The sequence below is a fragment of the Bradyrhizobium sp. 2TAF36 genome, from assembly GCF_052114925.1.
Taxonomy (GTDB): domain Bacteria; phylum Pseudomonadota; class Alphaproteobacteria; order Rhizobiales; family Xanthobacteraceae; genus Bradyrhizobium; species Bradyrhizobium barranii.
In genome coordinates, this window is sequence record NZ_JBFRFR010000010.1 from 1 (window position 1) to 15,569 (window position 15,569).

Sequence of the window (15,569 nt, forward strand, 5' to 3'; positions counted from 1 at the left end):
GGCCAATGGAAAGCCGAAGCTCGTTGCCCTGATCGCCGTCGCCCGCAAGCTGCTGACCATCCTCAATGTCATGATCAGGACGAAAACACCATGGCAACCCGCTTGACAGCGAACACAGTCGCTCACCCGTCTCGCCGCTACGCGGCGAGACACCCTCTCCCACAAGGGGAGAGGGGAAGACAAACCTACTTCGGCAGCAACGCCTTCAACTTGTCCATGTCGCGCACGTTCATCTTGAAGCCGCCGGGCATCACGATGTCGCCGGGCTTCTGGTCGGGCTTGCAGGCCCCGAGCCACTTGGCTTCGAGCTGCATCGTGGTGTCGCGGCCTGCTGCGCCGGCGGCGCCGCCTTGTGCATGCGACGAGGTCTTCACCGTATAGGCCGAGTTGAAATCGCCGGTGATCTCGGCATGCGAGGTCGTGCTGATGCCGGCGACGTTGCACTCGGAATCACTGACATAGCCGGTCGCGGTCTTCTTGATGTCCTGCTTGGCGCAGATCTGCTTGGCCATCGGGGAGACGTTGTTGTTCATCTCCTTGTCGACGGTCTCGTCGGTGCAGTGCTGCATGGTCATCTCGGGCATGGGCGTGCCGGTCCTGACCATCTTCATTTCCCAGAGACCGGCCTTGCGCACCGGCAGATCGTCGGCGCTGGCGCTGCCTGCCGACACCACAAGACAAAGGGCCGAGCCGAGCAAAGCGAGCTTGCGCGTCATGTGGGAAGCTCCCGACGTTCCGAAAGCGCCTCAGTACAGCGTACGGATCGGCTGTTGGGCAGCGCCATAGGGCACCCAACGGCAGGAGAACGAGATATAGCCGCCCTCAAAGGCCTGCACCGCGAGGAATTTCACGACCTTGCCGTAGCGCGCGCAGTGATCGACCGCGACCTGCCGCGCATCAGCCTGGGTCGCCAGCGAATAAGCGATGATGCCGCCGGTGTCGTTGCCCTTGAACGGAGGCACCGGAAGGAGATCGGCGCGTGCCGACTGGCTGGCCATCATCCCCAGGGCAAGAAAGCCCGCGGCCGCAATGATTCGCATTCCCGTTACTCCAATTGGTTGGGACCAGTTTACGGTGCCGGGAGGTCCATGAAAAGAACTGATGCCCCGCCGGCTGCGAGGTTGGGGTCAACTCTTGGCCAAGTGTTGCCGCGCTGCACTTGACCTGCCCCGGCCTTCGCGGCACCGTCCATCCTTCGCAAGACCCAGCTGTCCGGATTGCCCATGCGCGCCCTCCCCCTGAAATCGCTCCGCTTTGCCACCTTGCTTGGCCTCATGTTCGGGGCGCTGTCGCTCGGTGAGGCCAGGGCCGCCAATCCGCTGGAGCTGAACTTCTGGCTGAACGGGCCGCGCTATGACGGCGCCGTCGTCGATTGCGAGAGGGCGCTGCCGACCATCGCCACCCAGTTCTGGGAGAAGGAAAGCTCGTTCTGGAATTCCTCGTTGAAGATCACCGGCTTCGCCGCCGTTCACGAGATCGCGTTCCGGCCCTGGCAGTCTGACAACATTCCGCGCCGCTATTGCACCGGCGACGCCATGCTCAATGACGGAAAGGTGCGCAAGGTGCATTTCTCGATCATCGAGGATGGCGGCTTCTCCGGCTACGGCAATGGTGTGGAATGGTGCGTGGTCGGGCTCGACCGCAACTGGGCCTACAATCCGTCCTGCCGCGCCGCCAGGCCCTGAKGCTCGATCGAAAGGCCTGAATCGGACTGATCAGGCGCCTGACGGGCCGGCCCGAATTTTGTTCTTGAAATGTTCTTGTTGCCTGCTAGGCTGACTGCACAGTCTAGTTGAGGGGCGTCGCCATGTTTCATTTTAGATTGCATTCGTTCACCCGTCTCGTGATCTCACTGACCCTCCCCCTGGTTCTGGCCGCCGGGCTGGTCGCGCTGCCGGGCGGCGCGAAGGCCCAGGACAAACGGCAGAACGCGCCCGGCGAATTCGACTTCTATGTGCTGTCGCTGTCATGGTCGCCCTCCTTCTGCGAGGAGGCGTCCGAGCGCAACCGCGGCGGCGGCGGTGGTCGCTCGCAGATGCAGTGCAGCGGGCGGCCCTACGCGTTCGTGGTGCACGGGCTGTGGCCGCAATATGAGAATGGCTTCCCTGAATATTGCCAGCGGCCCTCGCCACGCCTGAACCGCAACATCGTCTCTTCGATGCTCGATTTGATGYCGGCGCCGGGGCTGATCTTCAACGAGTGGGACAAGCACGGCACCTGCTCCGGGCTCGACAGCCGCAATTATTTCGAGACGATCCGAAAGGCGCGCGCCGCGATCAAGATCCCGGCGGAATATCTCGAACTGTCGCAGGCCAAGACCGTGGCGCCGGGCGAGGTGGAGGAAGCCTTCATCAAGGCCAATGCGGGCCTGAGCAACGCGGCCATCTCGGTCACCTGCAACCGGACCCGGCTCTCGGAGGTCCGCATCTGCCTCAGCAAGGACCTGCAATTCCGGGCCTGCGAGGAGATCGAGCGCCGCGCCTGCCGCCGCGACCAGGTGACGATGCCGCCGATCAGAGGTGGCTAGTCCAACTGCTCATGCCCCGTACGCCGCGCCGCTTCGGCGGTGCGCTGCAGAATCGGGGCCTATGCTGCATGGGAATCCAGACCCGGGCCCTGGCCCGCAACGCTAAGAGCGTTGCAGCGCGTCCGGGACAGACGCGCATGCCGCTTTGCTCAAGCCGTGACGTAGCGTAGTCCTGTCTCATGAACTACCGTCACGCCTTCCACGCCGGAAACTTCGCCGATGTCATCAAGCACATCGTGCTCGCGCGCATCATTACTTACCTCCAGGACAAGCCGGGGGCATTCCGTGTCATCGACACCCATGCCGGCGCCGGCCTCTATGATCTCGAAAGCGACGAGGCGCGCCGCAGCGGCGAATGGCTGACCGGCATCGCGCGGCTGATGCAGGCGCGCCTGTCGAACGACGCCGTGGCGCTGGCCAAGCCCTATCTCGACATCGTTCGTGCCTACAATCCGAAGGGCGAACTCAAGGCCTATCCGGGTTCGCCGCTGATCACGCGCGGCCTGCTGCGGCCGCAGGACCGCCTCGTTGCCTGCGAGCTTGAGCCGAAGGCGCGCAAGGCGCTGATCGGTGTGCTGCGCCGCGACGAACAGGCGCGCGTGGTCGATCTCGACGGCTGGGTCGCGCTGCCGGCCTTTGTGCCACCGAAGGAACGGCGCGGGCTCGTGCTGATCGACCCGCCGTTCGAGGCGAAAGACGAGTTCGAAAAGCTCGGCGACGCCTTCTCGGCGGCTTTCGTGAAATGGCCGACCGGTATCTATGTAATCTGGTACCCGGCCAAGAGCCGACGCGCCACCGACACGCTGGTGCAATCAGTGGCGCGGCTCGCAGCCGCAGCAAAACCGCCAGGAAAATGTCTGCGTCTCGAATTCAGTGTCGCGCCGCAGCTTGATGGCGCCGCCCTCACCTCCGCCGGATTGTTGATCGTCAATCCGCCGTACACGCTGCATGGCGAGCTCAAGACGATCCTGCCCGAGCTGGAGATACCGCTCGGACAGGGCGGAGCTGCCAGATTCCGATTAGAGGTGCCGAGGCCGTAACACACCGGCATTCTTGGGAAAAAGATGCAGGAGCGGTAGTCAATCTGCAGAGAACCGTATTATGCTGTTTCCGTGACTGGCTTTACGTTCCGCTTCCGCGAATGGTTGCGGCGGAGTGAAGGCCTAAGAAAGATCCGATCGGACCGAAAGAAAGGTCCGCCCAAGGATGGCCAGCTCCCGGGCTTCGTAAGGCCCGGTCATGTCGTGACGTGAGTCTGCGTCGCGACGGAGGAGCAATGAGGGGGAGTTTCCCGATGGCCATGACGGGAACGGTCAAGTTTTTTAACGGCGAGCGCGGCTACGGTTTCATCAAGCCCGACGACGGCGGGCGCGACGTCTTCGTGCACATTACTGCTGTGGAGCGGGCGGGACTGAAAGATCTCGCCGAAGGACAGCGCATTACTTTTGAAGTCGAGCCGGACAAGAAGGGGAAGGGACCAAAGGCAGTCAATTTGGTCATCGTCTCCTAGAGCGTTTTCGAGCGAACACCTGGCGAAAAAAATCCCGGCCGCGAGCGGCCGGGAGGCTATTGTCCGGTATTTTCTTCTTCAACTATCAGAAGTGATAGTTCACGCCGGCGCGYACAACGCTGGCGCTATAGCCGTTTGACACGCCGGTAATTGCGAACTGGCTCGTCGACAGATCGATGTAGAGATATTCGAGCTTGGCGCTCCAGTTCGGCGCGAAGCCGACTTCCGCGCCGGCACCGATGGTCCAGCCTGCGGTGGTGTGCGACTCCGTCCAGCCGAATGTCTGCGCGCGCAGTTCGCCGAAGGCGAGGCCGGCGGTGCCGTAGAACAGCACGTTGCTGAAGGCATAGCCCGCACGGCCGCGCAGCGTGCCGAACCAGGGGTTGGAGAACTTCCACGGCGCGAAGGTGTCATCAGCGCCCGCGGCCTGGATATCGCCCTCGACGCCGAACACCCATGGACCGTTCTGGAAATTGTAGCCGGCCTGTACACCGCCGACGAAACCGGAGGGCTTGACGGGCGAGTTACTCACCGAGCCCCACTCATAGCCGAGATTGGCACCGAGATACGGACCGGCCCAACTATAGGCATTGAGCGGCTGATTGACGGTGTAGGGCGCACCCTGCCCGTAATTGAGATCGGCGGCCTCTGCCGAAGCTGTCCAGCCGGCTGCAACCAACACGGCTGCGCCTACAACGAACCCCCTCATCGGTACTCTCCAACGCAACGGCCGCCCCCCGCGATGCCTGCGCCGCCGCGCAAGGCAAAATCGCATGGTTACGGAACCTCCTCTTTTTCGCGTAAGATTTATCGAGAGTTTTAAGTTAAAGGCCTGTTAAGCCGGGTTACCACGCTCTTAACAGGCTTAAGCAAGTGTTACCCGGAACCGCGCCGCCATCCTGTGTGTGCCGCAAGGCTGGAACTTCAAATCGGCACCCCCAGCGCTTAAATTCGCATCATGGCTCACGATTCCACCGACAATCCGGACGACGCACGCGCGCGCAAATCTCCGCGCGGCACGACGGCCGACGCCCCGCCGGAGAGCCTGGCGCCGCCGGACCTCGATCCCGCCACCACCGCTGGCGAGGACGAGGACGACGCGCTGCTGCCTGACATCCTGGAGGAGAGCGGCGCGGTCGGCGAAGAGCCGCTGGCGACCGGCCATGAAGCGATCGAGCGCGCGGTCCGCCTCGCGCCCACCTCGCCGGGCGTCTATCGCATGCTCAGCGCCAATGCCGACGTGCTCTATGTCGGCAAGGCCAAGAACGTCAAAAAGCGCCTGTCGAACTATGCGCGCCAGAGCGCGCCGCAACCGGCGCGCATCCTGCGCATGATCGCAGCCACGGTGACCGTGGAGATCGTCTCGACCAACACCGAGACCGAAGCGCTGCTCCTGGAAGCCAATCTCATCAAGCAGCTCCGGCCGCGCTTCAACGTGCAGCTGCGCGACGACAAGTCGTTTCCCTACATCCTGATCACCGGCGACCATTGGGCGCCGCAGATCCTCAAGCATCGTGGTGCGCAGTCGCGGCCCGGCCGCTATTTCGGCCCGTTCGCTTCCGCCGGCGCGGTCAACCGCACCATCACCGCCTTGCAGCGCGCGTTCCTGATCCGCTCCTGCACCGATTCCTTCTTCGAGAGCCGCTCGCGGCCCTGCCTGCTCTACCAGATCCGCCGCTGCGCCGGCCCCTGTACCCGCGAGATCGATTTCCCCGGCTACACGACGCTGGTGCGCGAGGCGACTGACTTCCTCTCCGGCAAGAGCCAAGCGGTGAAGCAGGAGCTTGCCGGCGAGATGGAGAAGGCCTCCGGCGAGCTCGAATTCGAGACCGCGGCACTCTACCGCGACCGCCTCGCCGCGCTGTCGGCGATCCAGTCGCAGCAGGGCATCAATCCGCGCACGGTGGAAGAAGCCGACGTGTTCGCCATCCACCAGGAGGGCGGCTTCTCCTGCGTCGAAGTGTTCTTCTTCCGCACCGGACAGAACTGGGGCAACCGCGCCTATTTCCCGCGCGCGGAGAAGACCTATACGCCGGAGGAAGTGCTGGGGTCGTTCCTCGCCCAGTTCTACGACGACAAGCCGCCGCCGAAGAACATCCTGCTCTCGCACGAGATCGAGGAGAGCGAGCTGCTCGCCAACGCGCTGTCGATCAAGGCCGGCCACAAGATCGAGGTCACGGCGCCCAAGCGCGGCGAGAAGAAGGAGCTGGTCGCCCACGCGCTGACCAATGCGCGCGAGGCGCTCGGCCGCAAGCTCGCGGACACCGCGACGCAGAGCCGGCTGCTCGACGCCATGGCCACGACGCTGAGCCTGCCGCATTCGCCCAAGCGCATCGAGGTCTACGACAACAGCCACATCCAGGGCACCAATGCGGTCGGCGCAATGATCGTCGCCGGCCCCGATGGTTTCGTGAAGAACCAGTACCGCAAGTTCAACATCAAGTCGGAAGGGCTCACGCCGGGCGACGATTACGGCATGATGAAAGAGGTGCTGGAGCGCCGCTTCAAGCGCCTGATCAATCCGCCCGAGGACGCCGCCGGCAAGGCCAAGGACGRCGACTTCCCGCAATGGCCCGACCTCGTGATCATCGACGGCGGTCGCGGCCAGCTCAACGCCGTCCGGGAGATCTTTACGAATCTCGGCCTGACCCAGGTGTCGCTGATGTCGGTCGCCAAGGGACCGGACCGGGATGCCGGCCGCGAAACCCTGTTCATGCCGGAGCGCGAGGCAATCAAGCTGGAGCCGCGCGATCCCGTGCTTTACTTCATCCAGCGCCTGCGCGACGAGGCCCACCGCTTCGTCATCGGCTCGCACCGCAAGCTGCGCAAGAAGGACATCCGCGAGGCCGGTTTGCAGGAGATTCCGGGCATCGGCCCGTCACGCAAACGTGCCTTGCTGCACCATTTCGGAACCCTGAAGGAGATCGAGCGGGCCTCGATCGCCGATCTCGGCAAGGTTCCGGGGGTGAGCGCCGAGAGCGCTCGCAGGATTTTCGACTATTTCCATCCCCAGCCGGGGTGAACTAAGGGAGCCGCGGTCATATGGTCGTCGCATGCTGCACCTCATTTGGGGAGCGGGACGGTTGACCTTCAGGCACGAGCGGTATTGGTAGGACGGATGAACATCGCCACGACACGAGGGACGACCAGCCGCGCGATGTCCCTCCCGAACATCCTGACCTATGGCCGGATCGCCGCGATCCCGGTCGTGGTCGGGTGCATCTATGCACAATCGATTCTGGATCAGCCGCTGTGGCTGCGCTGGGTCGCGGTCGCCATCTTCATCGCGGCAGCAGTGACCGATTACCTCGACGGCTATTACGCGCGGATCTGGAATCAGCAATCGGCGTTCGGCCGGATGCTCGATCCGATCGCCGACAAGCTGCTGGTGGCCTCCTGCCTGCTGATGCTGGCCGCCGACGGCATCATCCATGGCTGGTCGCTATGGGCCGCCATCGTGATCCTGTGCCGCGAGATCCTGGTCTCGGGCCTGCGCGAATATCTCGCCGCGCTGCGGGTGAGCGTTCCCGTGACCAAGCTTGCGAAGTGGAAGACGACCGTTCAGCTCATCGCCATCGGCTTCCTGCTCGCTGGCCCGGCCGGCGATGAGGTGGTGCCCGTGGTCTCGATGATCGGGCTGGCGCTGCTCTGGGCGTCAGCGATCCTCACCATCTACACCGGCTACGACTATTTCCGCGCCGGCATCCATCACCTCATCAAGGAGGATGAGGCATGAAGGTGAAGTACTTCGCCTGGGTGCGCGAACGCGTCGGCAAGGCCGAGGAGACCATAGAGCCGCCGGCGACCGTGCGCACCGTCGAGGAGCTGATCGCCTGGCTGTCCGGCCGGAGCGAGGCCTATGCCTACGCCTTCGAGAAGCCGAAGGTGATCCGCACCGCGATCGATCATGCCCACGTCAAATCGGACGCCGCGATCGCGGGCGCCCGCGAGATCGCGTTTTTCCCGCCGATGACCGGCGGCTAGGCCATGACCTCCCCCGTAAGCACCGCCCCCGTCAGCCCCTGCCCCGTCACCATCCGCATCCAGCAGGACGATTTCGACATCGCGCGCGAGATCGCGATCCTGACCGGGAGCCGCACCGACATCGGCGCGGTCGTAAGCTTTTCCGGCATCTGCCGCGGCGACGAGAACAGCGCGAAGATCGCCGCCCTCACGCTCGAACATTATCCCGGCATGGCGGAAGAAGAGATCAAGCGCCATGCCGACGAAGCTACATCGCGCTGGCCGCTGAACGGCGTCACCATCATTCATCGCGTCGGGCGGTTCATGCCCGGCCAGAACATCGTGCTGGTGCTCACGGCGTCGCAGCACCGCCAGGCGGCGTTCCAGGCGGCCGAGTTCCTGATGGATTATCTCAAGACCAGCGCGCCGTTCTGGAAGAAGGAAGAGAGCGCCACCGGCACCGGCTGGGTCCAAGCCCACGCCCGTGACGACGAGGCCGCCGCACGCTGGACCCGATCCTGATGGCAAGAGCATCCAAGAAGACCACGCGCGGCCGCGCGGCACCGAAACTCGCGAAGGTCGGCCGCGGCGAGTTGCTCACGCTGATCGATTTCGTGCGCTACGCCGTGAGCCGCTTCACCGAGGCGAAGCTCGCCTTTGCCCATGGCACGACCGATCCGGTCGCGGAAGCAGCCTTCCTGGTCTGCGAAGCCCTGCATCTGCATCCCGACCAGTTCGAGATCTTTGCCCATGCCTGCGTCACGTCGGCGGAAGGCAAGACCATCGTCAACCTCATCCATCAGCGCGTCACCACGCGCAAACCGGCCGCCTATCTCGTCAACAAGATCTACATGCGCGGCCTGCCCTTCTATGTCGACGAGCGCGTCATCGTTCCGCGCTCCTTCATCGGCGAACTGCTGGAGTCGCATTTCGGCGGCGACGGCGAGGCGGGCTCGCTGATCGACGACCCCACGGCCGTCGAACGTGTGCTCGATCTCTGCACGGGCTCTGGATGTCTCGCCATCCTCGCCGCGCACCATTTCCCGAATGCCACCGTTGATGCCGTCGACATCTCCAAGGGCGCGCTCGAAGTTGCCTCGCGAAATGTCGGCGAATTCGGGCTCGATGACCGGATCAGCCTGCATCGCGGCGACCTGTTCGCCCCGCTCGGCGACAACAGATACGACCTCATCATCACCAACCCGCCTTACGTCGATGCGGAAGGCATGGCCGCGCTGCCGCCGGAATGCCGGGCCGAACCAAAGCTCGCCTTTGACGGCGGCCCCGACGGTCTCGACGTGGTGCGCCGCATCCTGCGCGATGCGCCCGATCACCTGACGCCGGATGGCGGCTTGATCTGCGAGATCGGCCGCGGCCGCGAACTGGTCGACGAGGCCTTTCCGGAACTGCCGCTGCTCTGGCTCGACACCGAGGAGTCCGAGGGCGAGGTGTTCTGGATCGCGGCCGCCGATCTCGGCTGATCCGTCCCGGCAGCCGCGCTCCGCGCGGAACAAGTCAAATTCCGCCACGTTCATCCCCCGACGATTTTTTCGTTCTCGGAGGATGTCCGCATGCTCGCGCCATCGGGCGAATTGCTGCGCGCCGGCATGGCGCTCAAGATCAATCATCTCAAGCGCGCCGCGCGATCGTACTTGCGCGACCGCACCAATCAGGCCACGGGCCGCGCGACGTCCTATGCGGTCGCGGCAGGACTGCTCGCAATGGCCGGGCTGTTCCTGATCGCCACCCTCTTTGTCGGCCTGATGGCCCTTTATCGTTGGGTCGCAATCACCCAGGGACAATTCTGGGGCTTTGGTGCCGTCGCGGCCGTGCTCCTGGTGCTGGCCGTATCCTGCGCCGGCGTGGCTCTGGTCCAAATAAAGCGTCGGGACAAGCCGATCGTGCCGCTTGCCAGCCGTATGCGCGTCGCGATCGCCACCCCGCGGATCCCGCGCGGAACGGTCAAGCAGGCGGTGAAAGAGGTCGCAACGACGATTCCGCTGGTGTCGCTCGCACCGGGCGAACGTGGCCGTGGCGGCAACGCCGTGTCGGCTCGGACCAACCGGCCCGTGCAGCTGGGTCTGATGCTCGCAGCCGTCGGGCTGCTGGGCTTCACGGCCGCACGGCGGCGGCGGCACGGCCACAGATTGGACGCTTGAAATGCGCGCGCGGCGCACCGAGCACCTCGACAGTTGGTTGCTGGTCGCCGCCACGGCCGTCTTCGTGCTGTCCGCGGAACGCTACTTTCAGGAGTCCGGCCCCATCCGGCCGGGGCCTCCGCAAGACCATCGCAATAATGAAGCAAACTCGCCGGAAACGAGCCCGGCCGGCGCGGCGATGCAGCTTGGCCACGGCCGGCACGCGAAAAGCCCTTTCGCGATCCCGTGGGCGGGCTGGAAAGACATCTTCTGGCGCACCTATCAGCGCATCGACGACGATCGCCTGCTCGCGACTGCGGGCGGCGTCGTCTTCTTCGGGCTGCTCGCGGTCTTTCCCGCCGTGACCGCGCTGGTCTCATCCTACGGCCTGTTCGCGGATCCCTCGACGATCAGTTCCAACCTGCATTCGCTCGCGATGCTGCTGCCCGAGGGCGCGTTCCAGATCGTCGAGGACCAGGTTACGCGCGTGGTGTCCAACGGCAATACCGCCCTGGGTGTCACCTTCCTGTTTGGCCTCTTGCTCGCGATCTGGAGCGCCAATGCGGGCGTCAAAGCCATCTTCGATGCCCTCAACGTCGCCTATGAGGAGCGCGAAAAGCGCAGCTTCGTCCGGCTGAACACGGTGTCGTTGGCTTTCACCGTCGGCGGCATCGCGGCGCTGCTGCTGATGGTGGGCACCGTGGTCGCCTTCCCGCTCGCGCTCAACCATCTCGGCATCGCGCCGGAAAGCAGGCTGATCGTCGCTCTCGCGAGATGGCCGGTGCTGTTCGTCATCCTGCTGGCCGCGCTTGCCGTCCTCTACCGCTTCGCACCGAGCCGCGACGCGCCACGCTGGCAATGGCTGAGCCTCGGCGCGGTGACGGCCGCCATCCTCTGGATCGCCGGCTCGGCGCTCCTGTCCTGGTATCTCTCGGAATTCGCCAATTACAACGCGACCTACGGCTCGCTCGGCGCGGCGATCGGCTTGATGATGTGGATGTGGATGTCGGCGATCGTCATCATGTTCGGGGCCGAGCTGAACTCGGAGATCGAGCGGCAGACCCTTCGGGATACGACCACCGGACCGCCCAAGCCGCTCGGCACCCGGCAGGCCGTCTCGGCCGACACGGTCGGCGCAGCCGCGCCATCGTGATTGCCGGCGGTCAGGCCGGGGCTCGGCCTGACCGGATCACGACGGCAATTCAGCGCTTGCTGATCACGACCTCCAGATACTCGCTATGCACCACCACCGTACCGTCGTCGGYACGGTTGAATTCGCCGAGCAGCGCCATGAGATCGCGCCGCAGCGCGGCCTGGCCGGTCTCCTCCAGCGCCACGAACGCTTTCAGCATCGGCCCGTAATAGGATTTGAAAACCTCGAGCCAGTGCTCCGGCGAGCGATAGCGGAAGGCGAACATGCGCGGCTCGGCGGCGATCTCGGAGGCTTGGCTGCCGAACATCTCCTCAAGCCGTGCCGGCGTGCCCCACAAGGCCGGCGACTTCACGCCCGCTGGCGGCGGCAAATGCCTGCCGATGGTCTTGAAGAGCTGACCGATGAAGCCCTGGGGCGTCCAGTTGGCGAGGCCGATCTTGCCGCCGGACTTGCAGACCCGCGCGAGCTCGGACGCCGCCTTGTCCTGATCCGGCGTGAACATGACGCCGAAGGTCGAGAGCACGACGTCGTAGCTGGCATCCGCAAACGGCAGCGCTTCGGCATCCGCTTCACGGAATTCGACCATCAGATGCTCCGCCGCGGCCCGTTCGCGTCCCCGCTTGAGCAACGCGGGAACATAATCGGTCGATGTGACGTCGCACCAGCGCCGCGCGGCGGCCAGCGTCGCATTGCCGTTGCCGGCGGCGACATCAAGCACCTTGCTGCCGGCGCGCAAGTCGAGCGCCTCGCAGAGTTGCTCGCCGACGATCTGCAAGGTGGTGCCGACAATGGCATAGTCGCCGGATGACCAGGCGCTGTGCTGGCGCTGCTTGACGGCGGCGAGATCGGGCTGGGCGAGGGCCGGCTTGAGCGCGGCGGATGTCGACATGGCAATTCTCCTGCGGTTGAAGACGCCGGGACGATAGGGCGCATGCGGCTCGCTGGCCTTGAGAGTGGCGTTATTTTACGCTGAGAACACCTTGATTTCCCCGCGCGAGCCGAGGGCGGCGTGACATTTCATTTCGAAGATTTCGTGCTCGACCCCGCGCGCCGCGAATTGCGGCGGGCGGAGACGCTCGTCGCGCTCGAGCCCCAGGTGTTCGATCTCCTGCTTTACCTGGTCCGCAACCGCGAGCGCGTGGTGACGCGGGACAATCTGCTCGACGCGATCTGGAACGGCCGCGTCGTCTCGGAATCGACGCTGACCAGCCGGATCAACGCGGCGCGGCGCGCGGTCAATGACAATGGCGAAGATCAGCGGCTGATCCGCACAGTCGCGCGCAAGGGCGTGCGGTTCGTCGGCGAAGTGACCGAACGCTCCGTAGCAGGCTCATCGTCGGCGCCGGGCAAGCCGCCCGACGCAATACCGACGGAATTGCCACTGCCCGATCGTCCCGCAATTGCCGTCCTGCCCTTCACCAACATGAGCGGCGAGGCCGAGCAGGATTATTTCTCCGACGGCATCAGCGAGGACATCATCACCGCGCTGTCGAAGCTGCGCTGGTTCTTCGTGATCGCGCGCAACTCCTCCTTCATCTACAAGGGCCGCACGGTTCACCTGCGGCAGGTCGCCGAGGAGCTCGGCGTGCGCTATGTCGTCGAGGGCAGCGTCCGCAAGGAGGGCGATCGCGTCCGCATCACCGCGCAGCTCAACGATGTCGCCACCGGCAGCCATCTCTGGGCCGAACGCTACGACCGCGAGCTCGCCGACGTCTTCGCCGTACAGGACGAGATCACCGAACGCATCGTCGCAGCGATCGAGCCGCAGCTCTATGCCGCGGAGAATTTTCGCGCCGAGCGCAAGCCGCCCGACAGCCTGGACGCCTGGGACCTTCTGATGCGCGCCCTCTCCCATTACTGGCGCGTGACGCGGCAGGACCACGTCGCGGCGCGAGCCCTGCTCGAAAAGGCCATCGCGCTCGACCCGAACTACGGCAAGGCACTCGGGCTGCTCGGCACCAGCTACATGTTCACGGCGCATATGGGCTGGATGGAGATGGCCGCGGCGCTGCCGGTGGCCGAGCGCGCGGCACGGGCCGCGATCCGCGCCGACGACCAGGATGCCTGGGCGCATAATGCGCTCGGCCATGTCGATCTGTTCGCACGCCGGTTCGAGGATTCACTTGCCGAATTCGAGACCGCGCTGCGGCTCAATCCGAACTTTGCGCTGGCGCAGGGCTATTATGGCCTGACGCTTAGCTATTGCGGCCGCTGGCGGGATGCCGACGAGGCCGCGCGGCGGGCGATCCGCCTCAGCCCGCGCGACCCCTATGCACCCGTCTATTTCGGCATCGCCGCCTTTGCCCGTTTCCTCGGCAGGGACTATGCGGAGGCGATCCGGCTCGCACAGGAGGCCCTGCGCCAGCGCAGTGACTTCGTCGGCGGGCACCGGGTGCTGACCGCGGCCGCGGCGATGGCCGGGCAAACCGAGACCGCCCGCGCGGCGCTGAAGGAACTCCAGCGTGCCCAGCCCAACGTCTCGCTCGCCTGGATCGCCGAGTTCATGCCGATCAAGCTCGCCGCCGACCGCGAGCACTACCTCGAAGGCTTTCGCCGGGCCGGCCTGACCTAGACTGCCCGAGCATGATCTCCGCGCAAACGCGTTCCGCGTTTGTCGCGAGGGAAAACCGCTACACACTTTTCCGGATCATGCTCCGGCGCCGCGAACAGGCCGCTATCCCCTCGAATCAACAATGATGTTAAGGTCGCCTTGCTTGGGGGAGCATGAGGCGTGACGGGTTCGCACACTGACCCGTGTTTTCCCGGATGAGGCAGTCAGCTCTTTGAGGCGTAACGCGCGGCATGATTCGCATTTCGACGATCTTCATCGCCATCTGCATGGTTCTGGTCGCGGCCTCGCTCGGGCTTGTCCTCTACTCGGTCGCCGGCATCAGCGGAACCGAATCCGCCATCGTGGCGCTGACCGCGCTGACCTTCCTGATCCTCTACAACGCGGTCTCGATGCGGCTGCGCGACCGCAGTGACGTCGGCGGCCAGATCGCCGACCTCTCGCGCGGCACCGCCGACCTCGCCCGCCAGGTCGCCGAGTTCGGCCGCCGGCTCGCGGCGATGGAGGGGCGCATCGCCTCGGCCAATTCGACCAACTCCGACCGCATCCAGTCAGTGGTCGGCGAGATCAACGAGCTCGGTGGGCTGGTCAGGCAGCTCGCCACCACCGTGTCAGCCCATGAAGACCTCTTGGCCGGGGCCGCGCCGACCCCCGCCCCCGCTCCGGTCGCCCGGCCAGAGCCGGAGGCGCCGCTCGACCTGATTGCGGCCTTCGAGGAGCGGCCGGCCGCCCCTCCGCCGCTGCCCGCACCGCCGCCGCGGCCAACGCCGGCGATCCAGACCCACACCGCCGTTCCGGTTCAGACGGCCAATGGCCGCAACCCGACCCAGTTACTGGCGACACTGCGCAACGCCATCGACGAGAACCGCATCGACATCTTCCTCCAGCCGATGGTGACGCTGCCGCAGCGCAAGGTGCGGTTCTACGAAGCCGTGACGCGCCTGCGCGACGAGCGCGACCAGCTGATCGCCGCCGAGGAATTCATCAGCATCGCCGAAGCCTCGGGTCTGATCGGACGCATCGACAACATGGTGATGCTGCGCTGTGTGCAGGTGCTGCGGCGCCTGATGGTGCGCAACAAGGATGTCGGCGTGTTCTGCAACGTCGCGGCCTCCACGCTCGGCAATTCCACCACCTTCGCGCAGTGCCTCGACTTCCTCGAAGCCAACCGGGCGCTGGCGCCCTCGCTGGTGCTGGAGTTCAAGCAGTCGACCTTCCGCAATCTCGGCCCGGCCGAGACCGAGAACCTCGCGGCGCTCGCCCAGCGCGGTTTCCGCTTCTCGATCGACCATGTCACTGACCTCAGGATCGAGCCGCGCGAGCTCGCCGATCGCGGCGTGCGCTTCATCAAGGTGCCGGCGTCCCTCCTGCTCGACCCCAGGCAGGCCTCGACCTCGGACATCCACCCTTCCGACCTCTCCGACCTGCTCGGCCGCTTCGGCATCGACCTGATCGCCGAACGGATCGAGGGCGAGCGCGCAGTGGTCGATTTGCTCGACTTTGACGTGCGGTTCGGTCAGGGGTTCCTGTTCGCGCCGCCCCGGCCATTGCGGCCTGAAGGGGCATCTGCTACCGGCGGGGCCTCGCCGAACCCGGCGCAGGAAATTCAGGGATCCAATGGCTCCGCTTCTCCCAGCCCAGGCGCCACGTCTTCAGCGCCTCCAGCCCAACGTATCACCGGCAACGCGGCGCTCGCGCGCCGGATCTGA

General features: G+C 65.2%; 17 protein-coding genes and 1 pseudogene. 14 read left to right on the forward strand and 4 right to left on the reverse strand.

Translation table 11 applies throughout. The features are described from left to right. Positions 1 to 106 (forward strand): annotated as a pseudogene (locus tag AB4Z51_RS06940) (IS110-like element ISMex17 family transposase); the annotation flags it as partial. Positions 107 to 185: 79 nt separating this feature from the next. On the opposite strand, the gene AB4Z51_RS06945 reads toward AB4Z51_RS06940, so the two are convergent. Both AB4Z51_RS06945 and AB4Z51_RS06950 read right to left on the reverse strand, forming a co-directional pair. Next, positions 186 to 716 carry a DUF3617 domain-containing protein gene (locus tag AB4Z51_RS06945; protein WP_063985575.1) on the reverse strand — a complete coding sequence of 177 codons (531 nt, stop codon included), beginning with the start codon at positions 714 to 716 and terminating at the stop codon, positions 186 to 188. Between the two features lie 30 nt (positions 717 to 746). After that, the gene (locus AB4Z51_RS06950; RefSeq protein ID WP_063985576.1) at positions 747 to 1,040 is read right to left on the reverse strand and encodes a hypothetical protein; all 294 of its coding nucleotides are present in this window, start codon (positions 1,038 to 1,040) and stop codon (positions 747 to 749) included. A gap of 183 nt (positions 1,041 to 1,223) precedes the next feature. Here AB4Z51_RS06950 and AB4Z51_RS06955 point away from each other — a divergent pair, with 183 nt between their 5' ends. From AB4Z51_RS06955 to AB4Z51_RS06970, 4 genes are all read left to right on the forward strand, one after another. Next, positions 1,224 to 1,685, forward strand: coding sequence for a hypothetical protein (locus tag AB4Z51_RS06955; RefSeq protein WP_063985577.1), 462 nt, complete (start codon positions 1,224 to 1,226; stop codon positions 1,683 to 1,685). 122 nt (positions 1,686 to 1,807) lie between these two features. After that, positions 1,808 to 2,527, forward strand: a complete 720-nt coding sequence (locus AB4Z51_RS06960; protein ID WP_441497186.1) for a ribonuclease T2 family protein — start codon at positions 1,808 to 1,810, stop codon at positions 2,525 to 2,527. A gap of 179 nt (positions 2,528 to 2,706) precedes the next feature. Further along, positions 2,707 to 3,567 carry a 23S rRNA (adenine(2030)-N(6))-methyltransferase RlmJ gene (locus AB4Z51_RS06965; protein ID WP_085403342.1) on the forward strand — a complete coding sequence of 287 codons (861 nt, stop codon included), beginning with the start codon at positions 2,707 to 2,709 and terminating at the stop codon, positions 3,565 to 3,567. Positions 3,568 to 3,821: 254 nt separating this feature from the next. Continuing rightward, positions 3,822 to 4,037: a cold-shock protein gene (locus AB4Z51_RS06970; protein WP_063986700.1), complete on the forward strand. Its 216-nt coding sequence runs from the start codon at positions 3,822 to 3,824 to the stop codon at positions 4,035 to 4,037. An 85-nt stretch (positions 4,038 to 4,122) separates the two neighbouring features. Here AB4Z51_RS06970 and AB4Z51_RS06975 read toward each other — a convergent pair whose 3' ends face one another. After that, on the reverse strand, positions 4,123 to 4,746 hold the full coding sequence (locus tag AB4Z51_RS06975; RefSeq protein ID WP_014491976.1) for an outer membrane protein: 624 nt from the start codon (positions 4,744 to 4,746) through the stop codon (positions 4,123 to 4,125). A gap of 249 nt (positions 4,747 to 4,995) precedes the next feature. On the opposite strand from AB4Z51_RS06975, the gene uvrC reads away from it, so the two are divergent. The 7 genes from uvrC (at position 4,996) to AB4Z51_RS07010 (ending at position 11,291) form a co-directional block, all read left to right on the forward strand. Continuing rightward, on the forward strand, positions 4,996 to 7,059 hold the full coding sequence (gene uvrC, locus AB4Z51_RS06980) for an excinuclease ABC subunit UvrC (protein ID WP_441497187.1): 2,064 nt from the start codon (positions 4,996 to 4,998) through the stop codon (positions 7,057 to 7,059). Positions 7,060 to 7,155: 96 nt separating this feature from the next. Continuing rightward, complete coding sequence (gene pgsA / locus AB4Z51_RS06985; RefSeq protein ID WP_014491974.1) at positions 7,156 to 7,773, forward strand: CDP-diacylglycerol--glycerol-3-phosphate 3-phosphatidyltransferase; 618 nt, start codon at positions 7,156 to 7,158, stop codon at positions 7,771 to 7,773. After that, a complete protein-coding gene (moaD, locus tag AB4Z51_RS06990) occupies positions 7,770 to 8,021 on the forward strand; it encodes a molybdopterin converting factor subunit 1 (RefSeq protein ID WP_015688556.1) in 252 nt (83 codons plus the stop codon). The genes pgsA and moaD overlap by 4 nt, the downstream gene beginning before the upstream one ends. Before the next feature lie 3 nt (positions 8,022 to 8,024). After that, positions 8,025 to 8,522, forward strand: a complete 498-nt coding sequence (locus tag AB4Z51_RS06995) for a molybdenum cofactor biosynthesis protein MoaE (protein WP_441497188.1) — start codon at positions 8,025 to 8,027, stop codon at positions 8,520 to 8,522. After that, positions 8,522 to 9,481, forward strand: a complete 960-nt coding sequence (gene prmB / locus AB4Z51_RS07000; protein WP_071909540.1) for a 50S ribosomal protein L3 N(5)-glutamine methyltransferase — start codon at positions 8,522 to 8,524, stop codon at positions 9,479 to 9,481. The genes AB4Z51_RS06995 and prmB overlap by 1 nt, the downstream gene beginning before the upstream one ends. 90 nt (positions 9,482 to 9,571) lie before the next feature. Further along, positions 9,572 to 10,159, forward strand: a complete 588-nt coding sequence (locus AB4Z51_RS07005) for a hypothetical protein (RefSeq protein ID WP_085403344.1) — start codon at positions 9,572 to 9,574, stop codon at positions 10,157 to 10,159. A gap of 1 nt (position 10,160) precedes the next feature. Further along, entirely contained in the window at positions 10,161 to 11,291 is a 1,131-nt protein-coding gene (locus AB4Z51_RS07010; RefSeq protein WP_085403345.1) for a YihY/virulence factor BrkB family protein, read from the forward strand. Positions 11,292 to 11,340: 49 nt separating this feature from the next. On the opposite strand, the gene AB4Z51_RS07015 is transcribed toward AB4Z51_RS07010, so the two are convergent. Beyond that, on the reverse strand, positions 11,341 to 12,180 hold the full coding sequence (locus AB4Z51_RS07015; protein WP_441497189.1) for a class I SAM-dependent methyltransferase: 840 nt from the start codon (positions 12,178 to 12,180) through the stop codon (positions 11,341 to 11,343). Between the two features lie 120 nt (positions 12,181 to 12,300). On the opposite strand from AB4Z51_RS07015, the gene AB4Z51_RS07020 reads away from it, so the two are divergent. Both AB4Z51_RS07020 and AB4Z51_RS07025 read left to right on the forward strand, forming a co-directional pair. After that, on the forward strand, positions 12,301 to 13,863 hold the full coding sequence (locus tag AB4Z51_RS07020; protein ID WP_085403346.1) for a winged helix-turn-helix domain-containing tetratricopeptide repeat protein: 1,563 nt from the start codon (positions 12,301 to 12,303) through the stop codon (positions 13,861 to 13,863). A gap of 230 nt (positions 13,864 to 14,093) precedes the next feature. Further along, on the forward strand, positions 14,094 to 15,569 hold the full coding sequence (locus tag AB4Z51_RS07025; protein WP_063985585.1) for an EAL domain-containing protein: 1,476 nt from the start codon (positions 14,094 to 14,096) through the stop codon (positions 15,567 to 15,569).

Bases quoted from the DNA above. Each gene is read 5' to 3' on its own strand.
- AB4Z51_RS06945 (WP_063985575.1), bottom strand. From the start codon at position 716: ATGACGCGCAAGCTCGCTTTGCTCGGCTCGGCCCTTTGTCTTGTGGTG.
- AB4Z51_RS06950 (WP_063985576.1), bottom strand. From the start codon at position 1,040: ATGCGAATCATTGCGGCCGCGGGCTTTCTTGCCCTGGGGATGATGGCC.
- AB4Z51_RS06955 (WP_063985577.1), top strand. From the start codon at position 1,224: ATGCGCGCCCTCCCCCTGAAATCGCTCCGCTTTGCCACCTTGCTTGGC.
- AB4Z51_RS06965 (WP_085403342.1), top strand. From the start codon at position 2,707: ATGAACTACCGTCACGCCTTCCACGCCGGAAACTTCGCCGATGTCATC.
- AB4Z51_RS06970 (WP_063986700.1), top strand. From the start codon at position 3,822: ATGGCCATGACGGGAACGGTCAAGTTTTTTAACGGCGAGCGCGGCTAC.
- pgsA (WP_014491974.1), top strand. From the start codon at position 7,156: ATGAACATCGCCACGACACGAGGGACGACCAGCCGCGCGATGTCCCTC.
- moaD (WP_015688556.1), top strand. From the start codon at position 7,770: ATGAAGGTGAAGTACTTCGCCTGGGTGCGCGAACGCGTCGGCAAGGCC.
- AB4Z51_RS06995 (WP_441497188.1), top strand. From the start codon at position 8,025: ATGACCTCCCCCGTAAGCACCGCCCCCGTCAGCCCCTGCCCCGTCACC.
- prmB (WP_071909540.1), top strand. From the start codon at position 8,522: ATGGCAAGAGCATCCAAGAAGACCACGCGCGGCCGCGCGGCACCGAAA.
- AB4Z51_RS07005 (WP_085403344.1), top strand. From the start codon at position 9,572: ATGCTCGCGCCATCGGGCGAATTGCTGCGCGCCGGCATGGCGCTCAAG.
- AB4Z51_RS07010 (WP_085403345.1), top strand. From the start codon at position 10,161: ATGCGCGCGCGGCGCACCGAGCACCTCGACAGTTGGTTGCTGGTCGCC.
- AB4Z51_RS07025 (WP_063985585.1), top strand. From the start codon at position 14,094: ATGATTCGCATTTCGACGATCTTCATCGCCATCTGCATGGTTCTGGTC.